General features: G+C 75.4%; 19 protein-coding genes. 11 read left to right on the top strand and 8 right to left on the bottom strand.

Annotated features, from left to right (window positions below):
• Positions 1 to 35 precede the first annotated feature (35 nt).
• The 7 genes from ACZ466_RS07010 (at position 36) to ACZ466_RS06980 (ending at position 9,735) form a co-directional block, all read left to right on the top strand.
• Positions 36 to 410, top strand: coding sequence for a hypothetical protein (locus ACZ466_RS07010; protein WP_378283802.1), 375 nt, complete (start codon positions 36 to 38; stop codon positions 408 to 410).
• Positions 410 to 1,360, top strand: a complete 951-nt coding sequence (locus tag ACZ466_RS07005; protein ID WP_378283801.1) for a hypothetical protein — start codon at positions 410 to 412, stop codon at positions 1,358 to 1,360. Before ACZ466_RS07010 ends, ACZ466_RS07005 begins: the two co-directional genes overlap by 1 nt.
• Positions 1,360 to 6,117: a CHAT domain-containing protein gene (locus tag ACZ466_RS07000; protein ID WP_378283800.1), complete on the top strand. Its 4,758-nt coding sequence runs from the start codon at positions 1,360 to 1,362 to the stop codon at positions 6,115 to 6,117. The genes ACZ466_RS07005 and ACZ466_RS07000 overlap by 1 nt, the downstream gene beginning before the upstream one ends.
• A gap of 161 nt (positions 6,118 to 6,278) precedes the next feature.
• A complete protein-coding gene (locus tag ACZ466_RS06995; RefSeq protein WP_378283799.1) occupies positions 6,279 to 6,437 on the top strand; it encodes a hypothetical protein in 159 nt (52 codons plus the stop codon).
• A gap of 226 nt (positions 6,438 to 6,663) precedes the next feature.
• The gene (locus ACZ466_RS06990) at positions 6,664 to 7,575 is read left to right on the top strand and encodes a MerR family transcriptional regulator (protein WP_378283797.1); all 912 of its coding nucleotides are present in this window, start codon (positions 6,664 to 6,666) and stop codon (positions 7,573 to 7,575) included.
• 69 nt (positions 7,576 to 7,644) lie between these two features.
• Entirely contained in the window at positions 7,645 to 8,616 is a 972-nt protein-coding gene (locus ACZ466_RS06985; RefSeq protein ID WP_378283796.1) for a pirin family protein, read from the top strand.
• A 69-nt stretch (positions 8,617 to 8,685) separates the two neighbouring features.
• Positions 8,686 to 9,735, top strand: a complete 1,050-nt coding sequence (locus ACZ466_RS06980) for a lipoate--protein ligase family protein (RefSeq protein WP_378283795.1) — start codon at positions 8,686 to 8,688, stop codon at positions 9,733 to 9,735.
• Between the two features lie 24 nt (positions 9,736 to 9,759).
• Here the strand turns inward: ACZ466_RS06980 and ACZ466_RS06975 are convergent, their stop codons facing one another.
• Positions 9,760 to 10,569 carry a DoxX family protein gene (locus tag ACZ466_RS06975; protein ID WP_378283794.1) on the bottom strand — a complete coding sequence of 270 codons (810 nt, stop codon included), beginning with the start codon at positions 10,567 to 10,569 and terminating at the stop codon, positions 9,760 to 9,762.
• 192 nt (positions 10,570 to 10,761) lie between these two features.
• Between ACZ466_RS06975 and ACZ466_RS06970 the strand changes: the two genes are divergently transcribed.
• Positions 10,762 to 12,186 (top strand): TerD family protein, encoded by a 1,425-nt coding sequence (locus ACZ466_RS06970; protein WP_378283793.1) that lies wholly within the window; start codon positions 10,762 to 10,764, stop codon positions 12,184 to 12,186.
• A 41-nt stretch (positions 12,187 to 12,227) separates the two neighbouring features.
• Here the strand turns inward: ACZ466_RS06970 and ACZ466_RS06965 are convergent, their stop codons facing one another.
• On the bottom strand, positions 12,228 to 12,857 hold the full coding sequence (locus tag ACZ466_RS06965) for an HhH-GDP family DNA glycosylase (protein ID WP_378283792.1): 630 nt from the start codon (positions 12,855 to 12,857) through the stop codon (positions 12,228 to 12,230).
• Between the two features lie 73 nt (positions 12,858 to 12,930).
• The gene (locus ACZ466_RS06960; protein WP_378283881.1) at positions 12,931 to 13,689 is read right to left on the bottom strand and encodes a ribonuclease HII; all 759 of its coding nucleotides are present in this window, start codon (positions 13,687 to 13,689) and stop codon (positions 12,931 to 12,933) included.
• Between the two features lie 293 nt (positions 13,690 to 13,982).
• Between ACZ466_RS06960 and ACZ466_RS06955 the strand changes: the two genes are divergently transcribed.
• From ACZ466_RS06955 to ACZ466_RS06945, 3 genes are all read left to right on the top strand, one after another.
• Entirely contained in the window at positions 13,983 to 16,619 is a 2,637-nt protein-coding gene (locus tag ACZ466_RS06955) for an AAA family ATPase (RefSeq protein WP_378283791.1), read from the top strand.
• A 46-nt stretch (positions 16,620 to 16,665) separates the two neighbouring features.
• Positions 16,666 to 17,769 carry a DNA glycosylase AlkZ-like family protein gene (locus ACZ466_RS06950; RefSeq protein WP_378283790.1) on the top strand — a complete coding sequence of 368 codons (1,104 nt, stop codon included), beginning with the start codon at positions 16,666 to 16,668 and terminating at the stop codon, positions 17,767 to 17,769.
• Positions 17,770 to 17,856: 87 nt separating this feature from the next.
• Positions 17,857 to 18,564, top strand: a complete 708-nt coding sequence (locus tag ACZ466_RS06945; protein WP_378283789.1) for a histidine phosphatase family protein — start codon at positions 17,857 to 17,859, stop codon at positions 18,562 to 18,564.
• A 91-nt stretch (positions 18,565 to 18,655) separates the two neighbouring features.
• Here ACZ466_RS06945 and ACZ466_RS06940 read toward each other — a convergent pair whose 3' ends face one another.
• The 5 genes from ACZ466_RS06940 to ACZ466_RS06920 all read right to left on the bottom strand — a co-directional run bounded on the left by ACZ466_RS06940 (position 18,656) and on the right by ACZ466_RS06920 (position 23,141).
• Positions 18,656 to 19,519: a 5-oxoprolinase subunit C family protein gene (locus tag ACZ466_RS06940; protein WP_378283788.1), complete on the bottom strand. Its 864-nt coding sequence runs from the start codon at positions 19,517 to 19,519 to the stop codon at positions 18,656 to 18,658.
• Positions 19,516 to 20,136: a 5-oxoprolinase subunit B family protein gene (locus ACZ466_RS06935; protein ID WP_378283880.1), complete on the bottom strand. Its 621-nt coding sequence runs from the start codon at positions 20,134 to 20,136 to the stop codon at positions 19,516 to 19,518. The genes ACZ466_RS06940 and ACZ466_RS06935 overlap by 4 nt, the downstream gene beginning before the upstream one ends.
• Positions 20,137 to 20,171: 35 nt before the next feature.
• Complete coding sequence (locus ACZ466_RS06930) at positions 20,172 to 20,924, bottom strand: LamB/YcsF family protein (RefSeq protein WP_378283787.1); 753 nt, start codon at positions 20,922 to 20,924, stop codon at positions 20,172 to 20,174.
• Between the two features lie 79 nt (positions 20,925 to 21,003).
• Positions 21,004 to 21,372, bottom strand: coding sequence for a hypothetical protein (locus tag ACZ466_RS06925; protein ID WP_378283786.1), 369 nt, complete (start codon positions 21,370 to 21,372; stop codon positions 21,004 to 21,006).
• Complete coding sequence (locus ACZ466_RS06920) at positions 21,369 to 23,141, bottom strand: TY-Chap domain-containing protein (RefSeq protein ID WP_378283785.1); 1,773 nt, start codon at positions 23,139 to 23,141, stop codon at positions 21,369 to 21,371. Before ACZ466_RS06920 ends, ACZ466_RS06925 begins: the two co-directional genes overlap by 4 nt.
• Positions 23,142 to 23,213: the final 72 nt, after the last annotated feature.

The raw sequence follows: 23,213 nt of genomic DNA, 5'->3' as shown, positions 1-23,213 counted from the left end.
CGTTCGGGGCACCGGTGGAACGGGGTGGAAGGTTCTTGGAAGACGGGGACGTGCTGCAGGCGGCCGAGGCGCTGCGTCGGTTCCTGCCCGAGCTCGCCGGGGACGCGGCGCCCGGGCTCGACCGTGAGCTCGGCGAGCTGCTGGAGCGGGGGCGGGCGGGGGAGTCCGTCAAGGTGCCGCTGCTGCGGTTGCTGTCGGGCCATGAGGCCACGCGGGACTGGATGCGGCGGGCCTTGGAGGTTCCCCAGAAGTATCGGACGTTCCAGCCGCAGGCGGGGCGGGTCCGGCTGTCCGCCGTCCGGTACGCGTGCCCGCGCTGCGGCACGGAGTGGTACCGCTTCAGCGTGCTGGACGAGGTCCCCTCGTGCCCGGACGACGAGGTGCCCTTCGAGCCGGTCACAGACCGCTGATGCTGTCGAAGGTCTGGGAGAAGGCGGGCGAGAGGCTGGCCGGGGAGGCCACGGCCCGTCTGCTGACGCCGGTGGCGGTGTTCTGGTTCGCGGGGCTGGCGGCCTGGGCGTGGCGGCAGAGCCAGGACCGCTCCGGCGGCCTGGCCAAGGTCGGCGCCGATCTCGCCAGGCTTCCGGCCGTGCTGCAACTGGCGACCGTTCTGGTGGCGGGGCTCGCGATCGTCGTGTCGGCGCTGGTCACCCAGCGGCTGTCGGTGCCGCTGCTGCGACTGCTGGAGGGCTACTGGCCGCTCGGCCGGGGTGACGGGCGGCGGCGCCGCCTGCACGGTCGCCGCACCCGGGATCAGGAGCGGGCCGGAACGCTGGAGGCCCAGCGGCTCGCCGACGGGCGGCTGCCCGCCCGGGAGGCGGACGAGCTGGCCCGCCTCCAGCTCAAACTGCGCAACGCCCCCGGCACGCTGGAGCAGACGATGCCGACCCGGTTCGGCAACCGGCTGCGCGCCGCAGAGATGCGTCCCAGCGCCAAGCACGGGCTCGACATCGTCGCCTGCTGGCCGCACCTGTGGCTGCTCCTGGACGACCGCGTCCGGTCGGAGCTGGCGCGCGGCCGCGCCGAGATGGACATGGCGGCGCACACCGTGTGGTGGAGCCTGGCGGTGGTCGTCTGGACCCCGCTGGCCTGGTGGACGCTCCCGCTGGGCCCGCTGCTGGCGGCGGCGGTCTACTACGGCTGGTTGCTGCCGGCCGCGCAGACCCACGGGGATCTGGTGGAGGCGGCGTTCGACCTCTTCCGTCCCCGCATCTACCAGGCGCTGCGCTGGCCGCTGCCCGTCGGGCCCCAGGCCGAGCAGGCGCAGGGCGCGGAGCTGACCCGGTACGTGTGGCAGGGGCTGGCCCCGCGGCACCTGCTGTTCGAGACGAACGTCGAGGGCAAGGGGACGCCTTCCTGATGTCGTGCGGCACGGGGGCCGAGGTCATCGGCGGGTTGCGGCATCTGGTGCTCGACCTGTGCGTCGTGGGGAGCTGGCGCGCCACCGGGCGGCTGGTCGAGCGGCATCCGGTGCTGCTCGGCGACGAGGCGCTGCGCGTCCTGTCCGGTCTGATCGAGGAGGCCGGGCCCGGCGACCCCGCTCGCGCCGCGTTCGAGGACCACCGCGACCTGCTGATCCGCGTCCGCGACGACGACGCGGACGATCCGCGGGTCCGCTTCGACCGCGCGCTGCTGGGCTGCGAGATCTCCAAGACCCCCGACGGGCTGAACGAGGACGTGGGATACGTCGTCCGGCAACTCGCCGAGTTCCTGGGCACGCCGCGCCCGGACTGGGTGCGGGCCGTCGAGGAGCGTCCGCTGCTGCTGCACCACGGCATGCCGCAGGTCGTCGAGGAACTGGCCGCGCTGCAGGACGAGGAGGGCGCCGCGGGCGTCCGGCGTATGGCGCCGTTGCTCGCCCGGTGCCGCGAGGCCGGTCCCGTGCGCGCGCTCATTGAGGAGGCCGCCCACGCGTACCTGTCGGCCGACGGCGACGAGGCACGGGCCTCATTGCTCCACTACCGCCCGGAAATGCGCGAGCCCGTGGCCGACGAGGTGCTGCGCGCCGTCGCGCGGGAACGCGGCCTGGACGAGGAGTCCGCGGACGCCGCCCGTGCCTTCCGCCGCAGGTTCGTCGAGGAGAGGGCCGCGGGCAAGGTCCTCGACCTGACCACCCTCGCCCCGCTCGTGAAACCCGGCATCCAGCCCCGCGTGGACCGGCTTCTGGCGGCGGACGGCGAGGACGAGCTGATCGAGACCCTCACCCGCCATCCCGAACTGGCGTCCCAAGACGCCGGGTTCGGGTTCGCCCACCGCATGATGTCGGCGCGCTCCGCCGGGGACGACCTGGCCGCCGTACGAGCGGCGCGCCGGCAGCTTCTCGCCCGGTGGGCGGCCGAGAAGGGCGCGGCGTCCGCCGTCGCCGAGGTGGAGGCCGCGTTCCCGGAGGAGGAGGTGGCCGAGGTCGTCGCGGCCTTCCTGAACGTCGCCGACATGGGCGGCGCCTGGGCGCTCATCGAGGCGCAGCCGCTGCTCGCGGAGCCCGGCGTGGCGGAGATGCTGGAGATGTTCGGATTGTCCGGCGCCAGTCACGCCGAGCTCCTGCGGCACGTCCACGAGCGGGGAACCGCTGAGGTGTTCTCGTCCATGGGTGCCCTCGACGACGCGGTGGACGCCCTCTCCGAGTCGGCGTCGGAGGCCAGCGCGCGGTTCCGTTCGGGCGGGACGCTCTCGGTGTACGCGGTCGCGGCCGTCGTGGCCGAGTCGGTGGCGCGGCTGCGCGGCCCGTCCGACCTGCGCGCCGGAGCGTCCGGTTTCGCGGCCGAGCTGCGCGGCGACCTGAGCCGCAGGACCGGGGACGAGCGGCATTTCCAGCGCGCCCTGCGGCATTTCGAGACCGCGCTGTCCACCGGAGAGCCCTACTATCGGCGCTCCATCGACCGGTTCAACTTCGCCGGGCTGCTGTACGAGCGCGCGCTCGTGAGCGGTGGGAGCACCGAGCTGCTGGAGCGCGCCGCCGGGCTGCTGGAAGAGGTCATCGAGCACGGCCCCGCGGAGGAAGAGGAAGCACCCGGTCTACGTGCGATGGCCGCGATGCTGTTCGGTGAGACCGTCGCCGAACGTGCCCGCCGCACCCGATCGGTGGCGGTGCTCGACCAGGCCCTGGACCTGACCGGTCGCCTGCTCCCCGGCGGCGACGAGGTCGGCGCCACGCTGCGGCTGGTGCGGGGACACCTGCTGGTCGCCCGATGGGATCTGACCCGCCGGTCCGCCGACCTGGAGCGCCTGCTGGAGTTCTGCGACGAGAGCGTGCGCGCCGAGCCCGGCGACCTCGACCTGCGGTTCCTCCTGATCGACGGCCTGGTCGCGGCCATCCCCGACTTCTCCATGGACTTCGACCGCGCCGAGACCGCGATCCATGAGGCCGCGGAGCTGGCGGGCGACGACGACGAGCGGCGCGGCCGGCTGGCGCTGCAGCTGGCCGAGCTGGCGTCCAAACGCAGCCGCGCCGGTGCGGCGAGCGCAGAGGTCGCGCTGGCCGCCGCGTACGGGGCCCAGCGGTACCACTCGCGCGGCGACGCGGACCACTACGCCCATACCCTGGTGCTGATCGGCCGCGCCTACCGGGAACGTCACCACACCGGCGGCCATCCCAGCGACCTGCGCCGCAGCCTCGACGCGCTTGAGGAAGGCGCGGACCTGGAACCGTCCGAACAGGTCCGCACCGCTCTCGACCTCGACCTGGTGACCACCCTGCGGCAGGTGTACGAGCTGACCGGCGACCGGACGGCGCTCGCCCGCGCCCTCGCGATCGCCGAGGGGATCCCCGCCCGGGGCTGGGTCGGCCGGGCCTACCTCCTCCAGCAGCTCGCCCTCCTCTACGGCGACCGCTATGTCGCGGCGGGCGAGCTGGCCGACCTCGACCGGTCCATCGGCTCCGCCGAGCGCGCCCTCGACCTTCTCGTCCCCGGCAGCCACAACTGGCGCACGGTGGCCATGAGCCTGGCGAACCGGCTGATCGTCCGCTCCAGGGCCACCGGGGAGGCGCGCAGCGCCGACCTGGCGGTGGCGCTCCTCGAACGGGTCTCGGAGCAGGAGACGTTCGACCTCCACGACGAGAGGGCCGCCGACCAGCGCGCGCGCCGCCTCACCAACCTCGGCAACGCCCTGTTGCAGCGGTACATGCTCCTGAACGACGGCGCCGGAGGGGACGACCTGGACCGCGCCGTGACCGCGCTGCGCGAGGCGTCCGAGGCGACCCCCGATTCCTCGCCCTACTGGCCCCGCCGGGTCTTCAACCACGCCAACGCCCTGCAGGCGCTCGGCGATGCCCGCGGTGACGCGGCCGTCCTGGACGAGGCGGTCGCGGCCTTCTCCCGCGCCCTCGAACCCGTGACCAACGTGGTGCTGCGGGCCATGTACACCGTCCCGATGTGCTCCACGCTGCTGGCCAAGCACCGGCTGACCGGCGAGGCCGGTCCGCGCGAGGAGGCCGTGCGGATCCTGGAGGACCTGCTGGAGGCCGACCCGCCCTCGCGGGAGACCGTGCTGGGAGCCAGGCTGCTCGGCGACGCCCACGCCGCCGGCGGCGCCTGGGAACGCGCCGCCGCGGCCTATGTCCGCTGCATGGGGGCGCTGTCGATCGTGCTGCGCGGTGAGCGGCTGCGCGGACACAAGGAGGGCTGGCTGCGCGAGGCCGTGGGCGTCCCGGCGCGGGCGGCCGTCGCCCATGTGCTGGCCGGGCACCCGGCGCAGGCCGTCGCCGTGCTCGAACGGGGCCGGGCCGTGCTGCTGGCGCAGGCGCTGGAACTGGCCGGCGCCGACGTGGACGAGTTGCGCGACGCGGGCCGCGACGACGTCGCGGGCCGCTGGGAGGAGATCACCCGGCGGATCGCCGTGCTGGAGGCGGGGGAGCCCGGCGCGGACGACGTCGTGTCGGTCCGCATCGACCTGGTGGAGCGGCTGGGCGTCGCCCATCGCGAGCTGGAAGAGGTCCTGGACGAGATCCGCGCCGACCCGCGCCACCGCGACTTCCTCCGCATGGACGCGGCGGACCCGGCGGTCCCGGACGCCGCCGGCCCACCGGTGATCTACGTGACGGACACGGGCGAGCGCGGTCTGGCGCTCATCGTGCGCGGCCGGGACGACGTCACCCCGGTATGGCTGCCGGACCTGACCGAGACGGAGATGGCGGTCCGCGTGTCGGCCCTGCTCGAAGCCTCCGGCGCCGAGCACGCTCCGGACCACCGGGCCGCGGCCGTACTCGTCGGCGAGATCGTGGACTGGCTGCGCACCACGGTCTTCGACGTCCTGGCGCCCCAGCTGGACGGTGCCGCCCGCGCCGTGCTCGTCCCCGTCGGCCACCTGGCCCAGCTCCCGCTGCACGCGGCCGCGGCGATGAGCGGCATCACCGCCACGTACGCCCCGAGCGCCCTGGCGCTGCGCGCGGCGACCGGCCGTGCCGCCGGGCGGGGCACCGCGCACGCCCTCGCGGTCGCCGACCCGGCGGGCACGGGCCTGCCGCCGCTGGAGGCGGCGCGGCTGGAGGCGGACACCGTGGCGGCGCTGTTCGGCGACGCCGGCGCGACGCTGGAACGGGACGCGGCGACCCGCGAGGAGGTCCGGCGCCGGGCCGCAGACGCCGGCGTGCTGCACGTGGCGTGCCACGGGCGGGCCGAGCCGCTGTCCCCGCTCGACAGCGGCCTCGTCCTGGCCGGCGGCGAGACGCTCACGGCGCGGGACCTGCTGGCCGACCGGCTGGCCGCGCGGCTGGTGGTGCTGACGGCCTGCGCCAGCGGCGTCCCGGGCGTGCGGCTCCCCGACGAGGTCGTCGGCCTGCCCACCAGCCTCCTGCACGCCGGCGCGGCGGGCGTGCTGGCGACGATGTGGCGCGTGCCCGACGACGGCGCCCTGCTTTTCAGTATCGCCTTCTATGACGCCTGGCGGAACCGCGGACGGGAACCGGCGGACGCGTGGGCGGCCGCCGCCGAGTGGCTGCGGACCACGACCGACGGAGCCAAGACCGAACACTTCTCCCGCCTGATGGCCGACCCGCGCGCATGGCTGCCGCGCCCGGTCGCCGAACGCTGCTGGGAACGCCTCGTCCTGCGCGCCCCCGGCGGCCGCAGCCATGGCGACCCGTATCTGTGGGGAGCGTTCGCCTACCACGGCGCCTGACACCACCGAAGCCCTGGCGCGCACGGGGGAGGGGAGCGGCGCGATGCTCCCCCCCCCGTGGCGGGATCCGCGCGCCTGCCGTTCGCGGAAGGACCGCGGGCGGCGGGCGTTCGGTGCGAAGGGCGGGGCCAGGTGATGGACGGGCGGTCGGTGTGGAGCCCGTGCGGGCGGGGAGCGCCGGTTCGCGGTGGAGCGCGGCTCGCAGGGCCGGGGGGTATGCGGCGGCGCTGGCCATGTCCCTCTACCTGGTGGTCAAGGTCGTGGCGGTCGGTCTGGCGCTGGCCCGGCCGTGGGGCCGGCGGCTGCCCGCACGCCCCTGATCTTCCTCGCCTGGACGGGCTGCGGCTTCCTGGTGCCGATGCTTCCCTTCGCGGTGCTCAGCGCCGTTCTCGATGCCGCCGGAGTCGACTGCGGCGGGGACGCCTCCAGCACTCCGCGGGCATCGGCGCGGGGCTCGCCCTCTTGGCCGCCGCTCTGGCGGCCGTTCCGAAGGGCGGCGCGGCGGCGGGTTGAGGTTGCAGCGGGTGGAAGGTGCACAGTCGTCGCATGAGCACGAGCGCGGAACTGTTCACGATCGGGCAGCTGGCCGATCGGTGCGGTGTCCCGGCCCGGACGATCCGGTTCTGGTCGGACGAAGGGCTGGTCCCCACGGCGGGCCGGTCGGCCGGCGGCTACCGCCTGTACGACGCCGAGGCGGTGGCGCGGGTCGATCTCGTCCGGACACTGCGCGAGCTGGGGATCGGGCTGGAGGTGACGCGGGCCGTCCTGGCCCGCGCCGCCACGCTGTCGGAGGTGGCGGCCGCGCAGGTCGCCGCGCTGGACGCCGAGATCCGCACGCTGCGGCTGCGCCGCGCGGTGCTCAGCACGGTCGCCGAGCGCGAGAGCACGATCGAGGAGACGCTGCTGATGCACAGACTGGCCCGGCTGTCCGCCCGCGAGCGGCAGCAGATCATCGATGACTTCGTCCAGGAGGTCGTGGACGGCATCGCCCCGGACGCGCCGGCGATGGGCGTCGCGGAGAGCATGCGGCGGCTGCCCGCCGAACTGCCCGACGACCCGGCGCCCGAGCAGGTCGACGCGTGGGTCGAACTCGGGGAACTGGTCGCGGACGAGGACTTCCGCCGCCGCGTCCGCGCCATGGCGGTCGCCTCGGGCGGCTCGGACGAACTCTCCGTCGAGCTCGACTACCACGCGGTCGCGGAGCTCGCGGGGCGGGCGCTGGCGGACGGCGTCGCCCCCGGGTCGCCCGAGGGGCGGGCCGTCCTGGACCGGCTCGTCGCGCCGGCGGTGACCGCGGAGCAGCGGGCCCGGCTGGCCGGGGAGCTCGAACTGTTCGCCGACGAACGGGTCGAGCGGTACTGGCGGCTGCTGGCGACCATCCACGGCCGCCCGCCGCAGCCGCCCGCCGTCCCGGCCTACGCGTGGCTGATCGCGGCCCTCCGCGCGCACGCCGCCTGACGCCCGCGACCGCCGCGGCACGGCACCCCCGGACGGCGCCGTACAGTCGGGGTGGGAAGGGGTGGCAGGGTGAGCGATCTTCAGTTGCGGCCGGAGCCGGTGGTGTGCGGGGGACGGGACGGCGTCGCGGGCGCGCCGGTGCACGAGCTGCTGGCGCCGCGCCGGGTGCCGCTCGGGGAGAGCACGGTGGTGCGGAGGCTGCTGCCGAGCCTGGGGCGCCGGATGGTCGGCGCGTGGTGCTTCGTCGACCACTACGGGCCCGACGACATCGCCGGCGAGCCGGGGATGCAGGTGCCGCCGCACCCGCACATCGGGCTGCAGACGGTGAGCTGGCTGCACGCCGGGGAGGTGCTGCACCGCGACAGCGTCGGCAGCCTGCGGACCGTGCGTCCCCGGGAGCTCGGCCTGATGACGGCGGGCCGGGCGATCTCCCACTCGGAGGAGTCGCCGCGCGAGCACGGCCGCCTCCTGCACGGCGCGCAGCTGTGGGTGGCCCTGCCCGACGGGCACCGGCACGCGGAGCCCGCGTTCGAGCACCACGCCGGCCTGCCCGTCGTCACCGGCGGCACCGGGTTCGAGGCCACCGTGATCCTCGGCGAGCTGGACGGGGCGGCCTCGCCGGGCACCGCCTACACCCCGATCGTCGGCGCCGACATCGCCCTTCGGGCGGGCGCGGACGCGCGGCTGCCGGTCGAACCCGACTTCGAGTACGCCGCCCTGACCATGGCGGGCACCGTCGAGGTCGACGGCGAGCGGGTGGAGCCCGGCTCGATGGTCTACCTGGGCTGCGGGCGGCGCGAGCTGCCGCTGCGGGCCGTGGACGGGGACGGCGGGCTGGTGCTGCTGGGCGGCGAGCCGTTCGCGGAGAAGCTGGTCATGTGGTGGAACTTCGTCGGCCGGACCGGCGAGGAGATCGCGCAGGCCCGCCGGGACTGGACGGACGGCGACCGGTTCGGCGAGGTGCACGGCTACGACGGCCCGCCCGTCCCCGCCCCGCCGCTGCCGGAGACTCCGCTGAAGGCGCGCGGCCGCGTCCGCTGACGCCGCGTCCGTCGCGTCCGGGCGCGGCGCAGGAATCGGGGCCGCGGGCCGGCGGTTGGCATGGACGTGATGCACGGTGAGTACAAGGTGCCCGGCGGGAAACTGGTGGTCGCCGACCTGGAGGTGGCGGACGGCCTGCTGCGGTCGCCGCGGATCAGCGGCGATTTCTTCCTGGAGCCGGACGAGGCGCTGGAGGCCGTCAACGCGGCGCTGGACGGGCTGCCCGCCGCGCTGGAGGCGCACGACATCGCCGCCCGCGTCGAACGCGGCCTGCCGCGGGGCACGGTGATGCTGGGCGTGTCCGCGGAGGCGGTCGGGATCGCCGTCCGGCGGGCCGTGGCGCACGCCTCGGACTGGCACGACCACCCGTGGCGGCTCGTCCACGAGGGGCCGCAGGACCCGGCGCTGCACATGGCGCTGGACCAGGTCCTGGCGGAGGAGGTCGGGGCCGGGCGGCGGCCCCCGACGCTGCGGGTGTGGGAGTGGGCCTCGCCCGCCGTGATCATCGGCAGCTTCCAGTCGCTGCGCGACGAGGTGGACGCCGCGGGCGCCGCCCGGCACGGGGTGCGCGTGGTCCGCCGGATCAGCGGCGGCGGCGCGATGTTCGTCGAGCCCGGGAACACCATCACCTACTCGCTGTACGCGCCCGCGTCGCTGGTGGCGGGCATGTCGTTCGCCGAGAGCTACGCCTTCCTGGACGACTGGGTGCTGGGCGCGCTCGGGGACCTGGGCGTCAGGGCGTGGTACCGGCCGCTGAACGACATCACCTCCGACCAGGGCAAGATCGGCGGCGCCGCGCAGAAGCGGCTGGCGGCGGGGGCGGTGCTGCACCACGTGACGATGGCCTACGACATCGACGCCGCCAAGATGCTGGAGGTGCTGCGGATCGGCCGGGAGAAGCTGTCGGGCAAGGGCATCGCCAGCGCCGCCAAGCGGGTGGACCCGCTGCGCCGCCAGACCGGGCTGCCGCGCGAGGAGATCATCGAGCGGATGATCGGCCACTTCCGCGGCCGGTACGGGCTGTCCGGCGACGCGGTCACCGGCGCGGAGCTGCGGGCGGCCGAGAAGCTCGTCGCCGAGAAGTTCGGCACGCCCGAGTGGACGGCCCGCGTCCCCTGACCGCTGTTACGCCGGTCCGAGGGTTCAGGACGTGCCGCTGCCGCTCTGGTCCCGCTTCATCGGCTGGGTGTCGGACGAGCCGCGCCGCCGCGGCTTGCGGCGCCCGGCGACCAGCGTGTCGTCCTCGGTGCCCGTGCCGCCCGAGACGATGTCGGTGGCGAGGCGGGCGTCGCCCTCCGCCGGCGTGGACGGCGTGGACGAGGACCGGGACGAGGATTTCGGCGAGGTCTTTGACGAGGTCTTCGACGAGGAGCTCTTCGCGGCCTTCGGCGCCCGGGGCTTCTCCAGCGCCGGGGGCGGCGGCTCGTCGCCGGCGCCCCTCAGGGCCTCCACGAACTTCTGGCCGTCGTCGTCATCGTCCTCGTCGTCGACGCGAGCGCGTTCCGAGCGGCGGAGCCCGCGCCCGCGGCTCGTACGGCCTCCCAGCAGCCACTGGTCGGCGGTCAGCCGTCCCCCGGCCCCGGCGGCGAACAGCAGCCCGGCCAGCCCGAGCACCAGGACCAGCTCGTAGCCGTTGCGCGCGGTGCCGCCGTCCACCAGGAACAGGCCCTCGCCCGCGTGCACGAACACGAACGCGCCCGCCATGTCCACGAACAGCAGCACCCCGACGACCGGCAGCCCCAGCCCGAGGGCCAGCGCGGCGCCGCCCAGCAGCTCCGCGAACGCGGCGTACACCGCGGCGCCGGTCGGGAACGGGACGCCCAGCTGGTCGAACGAGCGTCCGGTCGCGGTGATCCCGGCCTCGATCTTCTGCCAGCCGTGCGCCATGAAGACGGCGCCGAAGCCGAGCCGCGCGAGCAGCGCCGCGATGTCGTACAGCGGCCGAGAGCGCATGCCGTCGACTCCTTTCGCGCGTGCGGGCCCGGGGTTGCCCGCACGTGAGTATGACGCTCGGCGCGAGCATCGCGCGAGCGTTCCAGGTGGGGGCGGGGGCGGGACGCGGGCGCCGGGACGGGGCGGCGCGGTCGCCGGGCGCGTCCGGAGGGCCATAGGTTGGGGGACGTCGGACGAGGAGGAGGAGCGTTCATGTCCATGCAGAAGGGCGCCAACACGCCGGTGCCGGTGCCGTCGGTCAGGGTCGAGCTGGGCTGGCAGGGCGGCCCCGGGGTGCCCGACGCCGACGCCTCCGCGCTGCTGCTCGCGGGCACCGGCAGGGTGCGGTCGGACGATGACTTCGTGTTCTACAACCAGCCGGCGCACGCGTCGGGCGCCGTGCGGCACGAGGGCAAGCAGCCAGGGCCGACCGTGCGGGACGTGCTGGCGGTGGACCTGAACGGCGTCGAGGCCGGCATCGAGCGGATCGTGATCGCGGCGTCCTCGGACGGCGGCTCGTTCGGCAAGTTCCAGGGCCTGTACGTGCGGGTGGTGGACGCGGCGGCCGGAACGGAGGTGGCCCGGTTCGACAACCCGGGGGCCACGACCGAGACCGCGTTCGTGCTGGGCGAGCTGTACCGGCGGCAGGGCACGTGGAAGTTCCGCGCGGTCGGCCAGGGCTACGACTCGGGCCTGGCGGGGCTGGCCACCGACTTCGGCATCTCCGTCGACGACGCGCCGGCGCCCGCTCCCGCCGCGCCGCCCCAGGCGCCGCCCGCGCCGCAGGCACCGCCTGCGCCGCCCGCTCCCGCCGCTCCCGTGCCGCCGCCGGCGCCCGAGCACCAGTTCGCCCCGCCCGGCCAGACCCCGATGCCCCCGCCGCCCGGCCAGTACGCGCCTCCTCCGCCCGGCCAGTTCACCCCGCCCGGGCAGCCGCCCGTGCCGCCGCCGCCCGCTCCCGCGGCGCCCGTGCCGCCGGTGGGCGGGCAGCCGCAGCAGGGGGCCGGCGGGACGATCTCGCTGACCAAGAACGCCCCCTCGGTGTCGCTGACCAAGCACGGCGCCACCGGCGGCAACATGCGGGTCAACCTCAACTGGTCCGCCAAGGAGGGCGCCGCCAAGGGCCTGCTCGGCAAGCTGCGCCGCGGTGTCGACCTCGACCTCGACCTGTGCTGCCTGTGGGAGCTCCAGGACGGCCGCAAGGGCATCATCCACGCCCTCGGCGACTTCGGCGCCCTGGACCGCCCGCCCTACGTCCTGCTCGACCGCGACGACCGCTCCGGGACGGTCAGCACCGGCGAGAACCTCACGATCAACCTCGACCACACCGCCGACTTCAAGCGGATCCTGGTCTTCGCCGAGATCTACGACGGCGCCGACGACTTCCGCGGCCTGGACGCGATCGCCACCCTGTACCCGCTGGGCGCCCCGCCGATCGAGATGCGGATCAGCGACTGCGTGGACGCCTCCCGCGACGCGGTCCTGGCGCTGATCGAGAACGTGGGCGGCGAGCTGGTGGTGCGCCGGGAGGGCCGGTTCGTCCTGCCGCCGCCCGGCCGGCCGCGCTGGGGCAAGATGTCGGTCGACCAGGCCTACGGGTGGAACCTCGAATGGGTGGCGGCGAAGGGCAAGGACTGACGGCACCCGGCCGTTCGGACCGGGGCCGGGCGGCCCCCGGTTCATCCCTTGACGGCGTCGGCGAGCTTCTTGTCGCGGGCCGTGCGGACGAGCGCGGCGGCGAAGCGGGCGATGTCCCGGTCGGGAACCTCGTCGGCGAGCCGTTTGGGGTCGGAGGGCAGGCCGAGCCTGTCGGCGCCCTTGCGGGCCTGGTCGTCGAAGTAGGGGCGGAGCCACGGCCAGACCTGCTGCGCCTCGCGGCAGAAGATGTCGACGCCGGTCGGGCCGATGCCCTTGAACTCCTTGAGCAGCTCGGCGGCCCGGTCGACGTCCCGCCCGGCCTCGATGGGCAGGCGGCGCAGGTCCCCGTTGTACTTGTCCTGGACGAGTTCGGCCATCTCGCCCAGGCGGGTCGCGGTGCTCTCGTCGTAGCGCACGTAGTGGCCGCGGCCGAGCGCGTCCACCCGCTGCTGCCAGGTGAGCCTGTTCATGCCGCGGGGGGTGCCGCCGCCGGCCTCGAACAGTTCCCGGGCCGCGGCCATGGCGATGTCCGCCGTGATGCGGGCGCTCATGAGGTTGGCCAGGACCAGCAGCTTGAACAGCGCCGCGGGTTGGTCCTTCAACGGGACCCCGGCCTCTTCGGCGTAGGTCTGGCCCGCTTCACGCATCAGCTTCTTCACGACGGCTTCCATGGAACGCACCTCCCTGTCTCCGGCGACGTACCCCCGGAGAGGGGGATGACTCCAGGGGCGCGACCTGGCCGTCCTAGAGGAGACTGAGCTGGCCCTCGCCCGCCGCCGGATCGCGGTGCTTCTTCAGGTGCCGCCAGCGGGGCAGGTCGTCCAGGTAGGACCACGACATGCGGTGGTGGGGCGTCGGCCCGTGCTCCTCCAGCGCCTTCTGGTGGACGGGGGAGGGGTATCCGGCGCTGTCGGCGAAGCCGTAACCCGGGTACTCGCCGTCCAGCGCCGCCATCAGCCGGTCGCGGTGCACCTTGGCCAGCACGGACGCGGCGGCCACCGTGACCGAGCGCTGGTCGGCCTTGATCTCGCAGCGGACCCGCCACGGCCCGCGCAGGAAGTCGTGCGCGCCGTCCAGGATCACCACGTCGGGCGGCTCGGGCAGCGCCTCCAGGGCCCGGACGGCGGCGCGCCGCAGCGCCGCGGTCATCCCGATCTCGTCGATCTCCTCGGGGGACGCGGCGCCGATGGCGTGCCCGGCCAGCCAGCCGGGCAGCATCGCGGCGAACCCCTCCCGGTGCGCCGCGGTGAGCAGCTTGGAGTCGGTGAGGGAGACGGTCCGCTTGCCGCGTCCGGGCAGTTCGGGGGGCGGGCCGAGGTCGGTGACGGCGGCGCAGACGACCACGGGGCCCGCCCAGGCGCCGCGCCCGACCTCGTCCACACCGGCGATCCGCGGCGCGCGGCGGCCGCCGCGGCCGAGGGCGGCGCACAGGTCCTCCTCGATCGCGTACCCGGCCGCTCGCCCCGGCCCGGCGGGCGGCGCCGCCGCGGGGACGGCCTCCACCTCCAGTCCGGGAAGCGCGCTCACGTCACTCGGGTGGCTCACGTCACTCGGGGCGCCCGGGTCGCTCGGGCGTGTCTCGTCGCTCAACGGGTCTCCGTGGGAAGCTCGCGGTCCCGTCGATGGTAGGGCCGCGGGGAGGCGGGAACGGCGGGAACCGCGGCGGTGGCGGCCCGGTGAATACGCGGTGACCTGCCGCGGCTCCGGGTGATCTTCGTGTCGCCGCCATGTCACGACTCGACGAAGACGCTCGGGGGAGTCCCGTAATCACGGTCACTGCGCTTTACTCGCCTTGTATGCCTGCGTTCCGGAGATCCCGTTCTCGCCCCGCGGTCGCCACCGCGGCGCGGGATCTTTTCGAGCGCCTGCGGTGGCGCTACTTCCAGATCCAGCCCGGCCTGCGCCTGCTCGGCGGGCTGCTGCTGGTCGCGCTGGTGGCGGCGGGCGCGGTGCTGCTGGAGACGCCGGTGGCCGGCACCGCCGTCGCCGCCGCGTTCACCCTGATCCTGCTGGTGGTCGTGCATCTGGTGCTGCGCTCCCCGGCCGGCATGGCCGTGGTGTCGGTGCTCGCGTGCTGGCTCGGGGCGTCGGTGCCGCTGGGGCGGCTGTACCCGCGGGACGCCGCCGGGCTCCCGGTGGACGCCGCGCCGCTGCTGGCGCTGCTCGCGGTGCCGGTCGCGTTCGTGGCGCTGCGGCTGCGCGGGTACGCGCCGTGGCGGACGGCTCTGCTGGCCCTGGCCGCCGCGGGCCTGCTCACCGCGGCCGTGGCGCAGCCGCTGCCCGTCCTGCACGTGGCGCCCGCCTGGGTGGCGGCGCTCGCCGTCCTGGCCTATCGCTGGGACCAGGCGCGCCGCTCGGTCCCGGCGGAGGCGTACGACACCGGCTGGGTCCAGGAGCAGCAGGCCGACGCGAAGGCGGACTCCAAAGGGGGCGCCATGACGGTTCCCGGTAAGCGCCCGTTCTCCGACCGCCCGCGCCGTCCCGACAACGCCGGGCCCAGGCCGGGCTCGGGCCCGGCGGCCGGGGGTGAGGGTGAGCCCGAGGACGATCCGGCGATGGCCGGGGGCGTCCCGGCGGCCACCCAGGCGGCCTACGAGCAGCGCGTCGCCGCCCAGACGGCGGAGCCCGCGACCGCACCCGCCGCGGCCGCGGCCTCGGGCGGCAAGGACGCGCCGGGCGGCGGCGGGGAGGCCCCCGAGCTCTCGGTCGCCGAGGCGCTGGCCGAACTGGAGGCGATGATCGGGCTGGAGCCGGTGAAGCGGCAGGTCCGGTCGATCGCCGCGTCCATCGAGGCCGCGCACCTGCGCGCCGCCGCCGGGGTGCCGACCGAGAAGCCGATGCGGCACTTCGTGTTCGTCGGCCCGTCCGGCACCGGCAAGACCACCGTGGCCCGCGTCCTGGCCAAGATCTTCTACGCGTTCGGGCTGCTGCCCACCCCCTCGGTCGTGGAGGCGCACCGCGCCGACCTGGTCGGGGAGTACCTCGGCGCCACCGCGATCAAGACCAACCAGCTGGTCGACTCGGCGCTGGGCGGGGTGCTGTTCGTGGACGAGGCGTACGCGCTGGTCAACGCCGCCGAGGGCCAGCCGGACCGGTTCGGCAACGAGGCCGTGCAGACGCTGCTCAAGCGGGCCGAGGACGACCGCGACAACCTGGTCGTCATCCTGGCCGGGTACGAGGCGCAGATGGGCGAGTTCCTGGCCTCCAACCCCGGCCTGGCCTCGCGGTTCGGCACCCGCGTGCACTTCCCGTCCTACCGGCCCGAGGAACTGCTGCAGATCGCCGAGTACCACACCTCCCTGCGGGACGACCGGCTGGACGAGGCGGCCCGGGAGCGGCTGGCCGCCCGGTTCCACGACGTGGAGCGCCGCGGGATCGTCGACGAGCTCGGCAACGGCCGGTTCGTCCGCACGCTGACCGAGGCGGCGGCCCGCGCCCGCGACGTGCGGGTGGTCGGGGGCGCCGCGGCCGCGCCGACCGGGCGGCGGCCCACCGCCGACGACCTGGTCACCATCCGCGCCGAGGACGTGGAGACCGCCTTCGCCGAGGTCACCGAGCGCTACCGCGGCTACGCCGAGACGCCCACCCTGGACGAGGCGCTCGGCTCGCTGGACGCGATGATCGGGCTGGCCCCGGTGAAGCGGCAGGTCCGGGAGATCGCCGCGCAGCTCCAGGTCGCCCGGATGCGGCAGGAGCAGGGCCTGGTCACCCGCCCGCCGACCCGGCACTTCGTGTTCACCGGGCCGCCGGGCACCGGCAAGACCACGGTGGCGCGGGTGCTGGGCCGGATCTTCGCCGCGCTGGGGCTGCTGGCCCGCCCGTCGGTGGTCGAGTGCCAGCGCGCCGACCTGGTCGGCGACCATCTGGGCGCCACCGCCCTGAAGACCAACAAGGTGGTCGACTCGGCGCTGGGCGGGGTGCTGTTCGTGGACGAGGCGTACGCGCTGGTCAACCCCGGTTACAGCGGCGGCGACGCGTTCGGGTCGGAGGCGGTGCAGACGCTGCTCAAGCGGGCCGAGGACGACCGCGACCGGCTGGTCATCGTGCTGGCGGGCTACGAGGCGGACATGGACCGCTTCCTGTCGTCCAACCCGGGCCTGGCCTCCCGCTTCGACTCCCGGGTCGACTTCCCCTCCTACGGGCCCGACGAGCTGCTGCAGATCGCGCAGCTCATCGCCGAGGAGAGCGGCGACCACTGGGAGGAGGCCGCGCTGAACGACCTGGCGCTGCTGTTCCAGCGGGTCTGCGGCCGGGGCCGGACCGACGAGCTGGGCAACGGCCGCTTCGCCCGCTCCGTCTATGAGAAGGCGTGCGCGTCCCGGGCGCTGCGGGCGGCGCAGCTCGGCTCGGCCGCCACGGCCGCCGATCTGACCGTCCTCACGGCCGACGACGTGCACGCCGCGTCCTCCGAGCTGGCCCACCGCCTGGCCTGAACCCCTTCCGGCGGGAATGTCGGCCGGGTGTGATGGGATGCCGCCCATGAAGGCGGTGACCTGGCCACAGGTGCTGGCATGGCGGATGCGGCGGCAGTTCCTCGAGCCGGCCGGCGGTGCCCCGGCGGCGGACGTCCCGGTCGCCGAGGTCGTGCGGCGGCTGGCGGGCGTGCAGGCCCAGGTCGCCTCGGCGGCCGCGCTGGCGGTGGCCGTCCGCCGCGCCGGGCCCGTCCCGGGCGAGGTGGCGCGGGCGCTGTGGGAGGAGCGGTCGCTGGTCAAGACGTGGGCGGCGCGCGGCACGCTCCACCTGCTGCCCGCCGCGGAGGCGCCCGCCCACCTGGCGCTGTGCGCCACCGCCCGGCACTGGGAGCGGCCGAGCTGGCAGCGGACCTTCGGCGCGACGCCCGCCGACCTGGAGGCGATCGCCGCGGCCGCCCGCACCGCCCTGTCCGGCGGTGCGGCGCTGACCAGGGAGGAGCTCACCGCCGCGATCGTCGAGGAGACCGGATCCGGCCATCTCGCCGAGGTCCTCGGATCCGGCTGGGGCACCCTCCTCAAGCCGCTGGCCTGGTGGGGCGTGCTCTGCTACGGCCCCTCCCGGAGCACGCGGGTGACCTTCGCCGCGCCCGAACGCACCGTCCCCGGCTGGACGGCGCCGCCCCCGCCCGAGGAGGCCGCGCGCACGGTCCTGCCCGCCTACCTGGGCGCGCACGGCCCCGCCACGCCCGAGGCGTTCGACAACTGGCTGACGCGGAAGGTGAGCCGCAAGAAGGACCTCAAGGGCTGGTTCGCGGCGGTGGAGGACCGGCTGGCGACGGTCGAGGTCGAGGGCGTCCCGATGCAGGTGCTGCGCGAGCACCTGGACGAGCTGCTCGACACCCCGCCCACGCGTTCGGTGCGGCTGGTCGGCGGGTTCGACCAGTACGTCCTGGGCGCCGGGACGGGCGCCGCGTACCTGGTCCCGGCCGGCCGCCGCGCCGAGGTCAGCCGCACCGCCGGGTGGATCTCGCCGGTCGTCCTGTACGAGGGCCGGGTCGCCGGAGTATGGGCGGCCGAGGACGGCGACATCGCGGTCACGCCGTTCGAGGACGTCCCGTCGGGCCCGCTGGCGGAGGAGGCCGCCCGCATGCGCGCGCTGCTGGCCTCCTGAGCGCGCTGACCGCGTTCCGGGGCGTCGGCCGCCGGTAAAACGGCCCCGGCGAAATACGGCGGACGGCCGCTGGTTAGGGTGCGAGCCGTGGCAGACCAGGAAGAGACCCCCGAAGGTCAGACCTCCTACAAGCAGCAGCCCTACAGAACCCCCGCGGGAGCGGTCGAGATCCTGCTGATCCGGCACGGCGCCTCCGCGGTCTTCTACCCCGGCAAGCCGTTCGACCTGGTCGACGGGCAGAGCGATCCCGACCTCGCGCCCGAGGGGCGCGAGCAGGCCGAGCTGGTCGCCGAGCGCCTCGGCAAGGAGCGGATCGACGCGATCTACGTGACCACGTTGCGCCGCACCGTCCAGACCGCCGCGCCCCTCGCCCGGCGCCTCGGCATCGATCCGGTCGTGGAGCCGGCGATGCGCGAGGTGCATCTGGGCGAGTGGGAGGGCGGCCTCTTCCGCGTCAAGTTCACCGAGAACGATCCAGTGGCGCTGCGGGTGCGCACCGAGCAGCGCTGGGACGTCATCCCCGGCGCCGAGCCCGCCGAGCGGTTCGAGGCCCGGATCCGCGAGGGCATCGACCGCATCGTCGCCGCACACCCGGAGGGGCGCGTGGCGGTGTTCTCGCACGGCGGCGCCATCGGGCAGGCGCTCGCCTTGGCCACCGGCTCGCAGCCGTTCGCGTTCGTGGGGCCCGACAACTGCTCGATCTCCCGGCTGGTCGTGCTGAACGGAACCTGGTCGATCCGCGGCTACAACGACATCGCCCACCTCCCGCACGCGTCCCCCGCCCCCCTCACCTGAGCCCCGCCGCTCCCGGCTCCGCCGCGCCGCCCCTCGGCACGGCGAGCCGGGAGCGGCCCGGACAGGGAGAACGGCCGGCAGGAACGCCGGCTCAGCGCGCGCCAGAGCGGGCGCGGAAACGGATGCGCTGGCCTGGACGGAGCTGCGCCGCCACCGGGATGTCCGACGCGGCCAGCACGGCGACCACCGGGTAGCCGCCGGTCGTCGGATGGTCGGTCAGGAAGAGGATCGGCAGCCCGTTCGGGGGCACCTGGATCGCTCCCGTGACCATGCCCTCGCTGCTCAGCTCACCCTGGCGCACCCGGGTGAGCGCGGGCCCGTCCAGGCGCACCCCCACGCGGTTGCTCTCCGAGGTCACCTCGTACGGGCGCGTGGTGAGCGTCGTGAGCGATCCGGGCGTGAACCAGTCGTCCCTAGGGCCGGGCAGGATGTGCAGCAGGGGGACTTCGAGCAGCTCTGGGGAGGGCGCGACGTCCACCCGGATGTCGCCCAGTCCCTCGGACGGCCCCACGGGCAGCCGGTCGCCCGTAGACAGCGGCGCGGGCCCCAGGCCCGACAGCAGATCCGTGGAACGGCTCCCCAGAACGGGCTCGACGGCCAGACCGCCCCGCACCGCGAGATAGCTCCGCAGCCCCCGCTCCGGCATGCCCAGCTCCAGGACGGCGCCCGCGCGCACGTGGCACGGCGCGTTCATCCCGAAAGGCCGCCCCTCCACCCCGAACGGGACAGACGCGCCGGTGACCGCGACCCAGGCCGCCTCCTCGAACCGCAACGCGCCCCCGCCCAACGTGAACTCGACCGCCGCGCTCCCCTCCGGATTGCCGACCAGGCGGTTGGCCAGCCGCAGCGCCCGCCCGTCGGCGGCGCCGGAGCACGGCACGCCCAGGTGCGCGTGCCCCGGACGGCCGAGATCCTGCACCGTCGCCAGCGGCCCCGGACGCACGACCTCGATCACCGATCCCCCTCCCGGACCACGAACCGGACCCGCGTCCCCGGCCGCAGCAGCGACGGCGGATCGCGCTCGACGTCCCACAGGGACAGGTCCGACCGGCCCAGGAGCCGCCAGCCGCCCGGCGACTGCGACGGGTACACCGCCGCGTACGGTCCCGCGATCGCCACCGACCCGGTGGGGACGGCGGTGCGCGGCGAGTCGCGGCGCGGCACGTGCAGCGCCGGGTCCAGGCCCGTCAGGTACGCGAAGCCGGGGGAGAAGCCCAGGTAGGCCACCGTGTACGAGGCGGCGGCATGCCGCGCGACCACCTCCTCGCGGGACAGGCCGGCGAGGTCGGCGACCACGTCCACGTCCTCGCCGTCGTACACCGTGGGGATCTCCACCGGGGCCGCCTCCCCGGCCGCCGCCTCCGGCAGCGGCAGCCCGGGGAGCCGCGCGGCCAGCCGGTCCAGATCGCACACGGCCGGGTCCGCGGTCACCAGCACGGTGTGCTCGCCCGGCACGACGTCCACGACGCCGGGGATCGCGGCGCCGCGGACCGCCGCGTCGAGCCGGTGCGAGGTCGCCAGGTCGCCGGTCTCCACCAGCAGCGCCGCGTCCCCCGCCCGGCGGACCCGCATCCGCGGCCCGCCGGCGTCCCGCTCCGCCGGACCGGTCATGCGAAGGGCGCCGCTTCCACGCCGGCCTCGGCCAGCGCCGCGCGGACGGCGCGGGCCAGATCCACCGCGCCGGGCGTGTCGCCGTGCACGCAGATCGACCGGGCGCCGAGCGAGATCTCGCTGCCGTCCACCGCGACGACCGTCCCCTCCACCGCCATCCGCACGGCGCGGCCCACCACCGCCTCCGGCTCGTGGATCACCGCGCCCGGCTCGCGCCGCGAGACCAGCCGCCCCTCCGGGGTGTAGGCGCGGTCGGCGAAGCACTCGGCCACGACCGCCAGCCCCCCGGCGGCCTCGTACATCGCCGAGCCGGGAAGGGTCAGCAGCGGCAGCGCGGGATCGTGGGCGCGCACCGCCTCGGCGACGGCGCGGGCCTGCACCGGGTCGCGGGCGACGCGGTTGTAGAGCGCTCCATGCGGCTTCACGTACGCCACCCGGCCGCCCTCGGCGCGGGCGATGCCGTCGAGCGCGGCGATCTGGTAGAGGACCTCGGCGGTGAGCTCGGGCGCCGCCACGTCCATCTCGCGGCGGCCGAACCCGGCCAGGTCCCGGTACGACACCTGCGCGCCGATGGTCACGCCGCGCTCCACCGCGCCCGCGCACACCCGCCGCATGATCAGCGGGTCGCCGGCGTGGAAGCCGCAGGCCACGTTGGCGCTGGTGATCACATCGAGCAGCGCGGCATCGTCGCCGAGCGTCCAGTTGCCGAAGCCCTCGCCCAGATCGGCGTTGATATCGATGACCGCCATGGCCCAGATCTACCACCGTCGCCGTCCGCCGCGCCGACCGGCGCGGCCCCGAAGGCCCCCTCGGCGCGGGCGGCGCGGCTCATGACGCCTCCTCGCGCAGGTCCTCGACGTCCGTGCGGGGGGCCCACGCCTGGTAGACGCCCCGGTCGAAAATCTCCAGCCCCAGCCGCTCGGCCACCGTGGCCTTGCCGCCCACGTACTCCACCCGCAGCCAGCCCTCGTACTCGCCGAGCACCACGAACCGCTCGCCGCGCCAGGTGCAGAACGTGTTGATGTACGCCAGCCGCTCCACCTCCGCCGCGGCCACCACCCGGACGTGCCGGTCGGGGGTCGCCGCGGTGAAGCCCTCGGCCGGACGGGGCAGGTAGAGGCGCACCTGGGAGCCGTCGGGGCTCGCCTCGTACTCGGTGCCGCGCCAGCGCGCGAAGTAGCCCTGCCGGACGCTCACGTCCAACCCCCGTCCCGCACCCCGGGCGCCTTCTCCGCCACCGGCGCGGACCCTGCGGCCGGACGCCCCGTCCCGGTCGCCGGGTCGGCCTCCGCCCGGCGGGCCGCCGGGACCGGACGGGCGGCGCCGGGCGGGCTCACGCCGGGACGCAGCAGCCAGCGGCGCAGGTCCGCGTCGTAGCCGCCGAGCAGCGTCTCCCGGCCGGACCGCTCGATCCGGTACATCTCCGCGCCGTGCGGCAGCCGCTGACTGTCGATCTTGAACTCGGGGATCGCCGGGCCCTCGCCGGGCGCGTACCCCGAGCCGGGGAACGGCGCCTTCTCGATCACCCAGCCGCCCGGGACCAGGCCCATGCTCCACTCGTCGATCCCGCCGAGCGGCTTGCGGAACAGCGCCGGCGTGATCGCCGGCCAGCGGATCACGTGCACCGAGTCGTCCACCGGCCGGAACGGCGTGCCGTCGTACACGAGCCCGAGCCCCCGCACCAGCTTGGCCGGGGTGTTGAGGTCGCGGACGTCCTGCAGCCGGTGGACGTAGCCGGCGACCAGGTCGTAGCCGCCCTCCAGGTAGTGGGCGACGTGCTCGGGCCGGATGACCTTCTGCATCACGGCGATCTCGGGCGGGGCCGCCGGTCGCGTCTCAGGGCCCTCAGGACGCCCGGGGGCGTGCTCGGGTGCGGAGACCCGGGGCGGCCGCTGCTGGGGTGGCTGTGGCCGTTCTGGGGGCGCTTGTTCGGGTTTGTGGGGAGTCGGGTGCCCGTTGTCCCGGCCCAGCGGCTCCGCGGCCGGCTCCCGGGACGGCTCCGGCGGCTTCTGCGGCATCGGCGGCTGCGGCTGGGGCTGCGGCTGGGGTTGCGGGACGGGGCGCGGCGCCGTGGGCGCAGGCGGGAGGGCGGTCGCGTCCAGGTACGCGGCGCTGGGCAGCCCCGGGTTGATCGCGAGCTGCCATTCCGGGTGGGGCCACTGCCGGACCAGCTCCTCCAGGAACGCCCGCCGGTGGTGCACGGCCTGCCCGCGCAGCGAGCGGCCCATCGCCTCGGGCGAGGTGAACGCCAGCACGAACGTGTCGTCGCCGAACCGCGCGGTCGCGAACTGGTGACCGTCGCCGTCGTCGTAGGTCGGGTCGGTGGGGGAGGGCAGGTAGAGCACCGTGCGCGCGAGCAGGCCCAAGTAGGCGTTCTGGTCGCCGTGCTCGCGCGCGGCCGCGAGAGCCGCCTCGAGCCTCCCGGCGGCCGCCCCGGACGCCGCGGACGCCTCGTACCCGGCCGGGGGCAGGCCCCCCTCGAACCCCGGGGCGGCCTCCTCACCCTCCAGGGCGGCGCGCGGGATGCCCAGGCCGGGCAGCGCCAGCGGGCCGCCGTCGCTGTAGCTGGCCTGGTGGACCAGGTCGAGCGGGGAGCCGACGCCGTACACGTCGCGGAACGCGGCGACCATGCGCCCCGCCAGGGCCGCGCACCGCTCCGCCTGGTCGGGCACCGTGCGCCCGGACCGTTCGACCAGCGGCACGTGCGACCACCAGTTCTGCGCCGCGGGGTCCTCGGGCGGCTCCCAGCCGATCACGGTCAGCCGGCGCTCCTGGCGCGGCGCCAGGGGGCGCGGCAGGAAGGCGCTGCCGACCGCCTCGGCCTCCAGCGCGTCCCGTGACCGCAACGCCTGGACGTACGGCAGCCCGCCGGTCCCCTGCACGATCAGGAACGCCTGGACCGGCAGCCGCATCAGCTCGATCGTCAGCCGTTTGGCGAAGTCGTTCCAGTCCAATCGCGGGCCCAACTCTCGCGTCCGTGGTGGTGTGCGTACCCGACGGTAGCCGTCCCGGCGCGCGCGTGCCGGGCCGACCGCGGT

The organism is Actinomadura rugatobispora (assembly GCF_055379765.1).
Note: the sequence above shows the minus strand (reverse complement) of the source record. Positions and strands in the feature narration are given on the sequence as shown.

Excerpts from the sequence above, each read along its gene's own strand:
- ACZ466_RS06950 (WP_378283790.1), top strand. The coding sequence starts at position 16,666 with ATGAAGGCGGTGACCTGGCCACAGGTGCTGGCATGGCGGATGCGGCGG.
- ACZ466_RS06930 (WP_378283787.1), bottom strand. The coding sequence starts at position 20,924 with ATGGCGGTCATCGATATCAACGCCGATCTGGGCGAGGGCTTCGGCAAC.
- ACZ466_RS07005 (WP_378283801.1), top strand. The coding sequence starts at position 410 with ATGCTGTCGAAGGTCTGGGAGAAGGCGGGCGAGAGGCTGGCCGGGGAG.
- ACZ466_RS07000 (WP_378283800.1), top strand. The coding sequence starts at position 1,360 with ATGTCGTGCGGCACGGGGGCCGAGGTCATCGGCGGGTTGCGGCATCTG.
- ACZ466_RS06955 (WP_378283791.1), top strand. The coding sequence starts at position 13,983 with ATGCCTGCGTTCCGGAGATCCCGTTCTCGCCCCGCGGTCGCCACCGCG.
- ACZ466_RS06980 (WP_378283795.1), top strand. The coding sequence starts at position 8,686 with ATGCACGGTGAGTACAAGGTGCCCGGCGGGAAACTGGTGGTCGCCGAC.
- ACZ466_RS06975 (WP_378283794.1), bottom strand. The coding sequence starts at position 10,569 with ATGCGCTCTCGGCCGCTGTACGACATCGCGGCGCTGCTCGCGCGGCTC.
- ACZ466_RS06990 (WP_378283797.1), top strand. The coding sequence starts at position 6,664 with ATGAGCACGAGCGCGGAACTGTTCACGATCGGGCAGCTGGCCGATCGG.
- ACZ466_RS06970 (WP_378283793.1), top strand. The coding sequence starts at position 10,762 with ATGTCCATGCAGAAGGGCGCCAACACGCCGGTGCCGGTGCCGTCGGTC.
- ACZ466_RS06935 (WP_378283880.1), bottom strand. The coding sequence starts at position 20,136 with ATGCGGGTCCGCCGGGCGGGGGACGCGGCGCTGCTGGTGGAGACCGGC.
- ACZ466_RS06965 (WP_378283792.1), bottom strand. The coding sequence starts at position 12,857 with ATGGAAGCCGTCGTGAAGAAGCTGATGCGTGAAGCGGGCCAGACCTAC.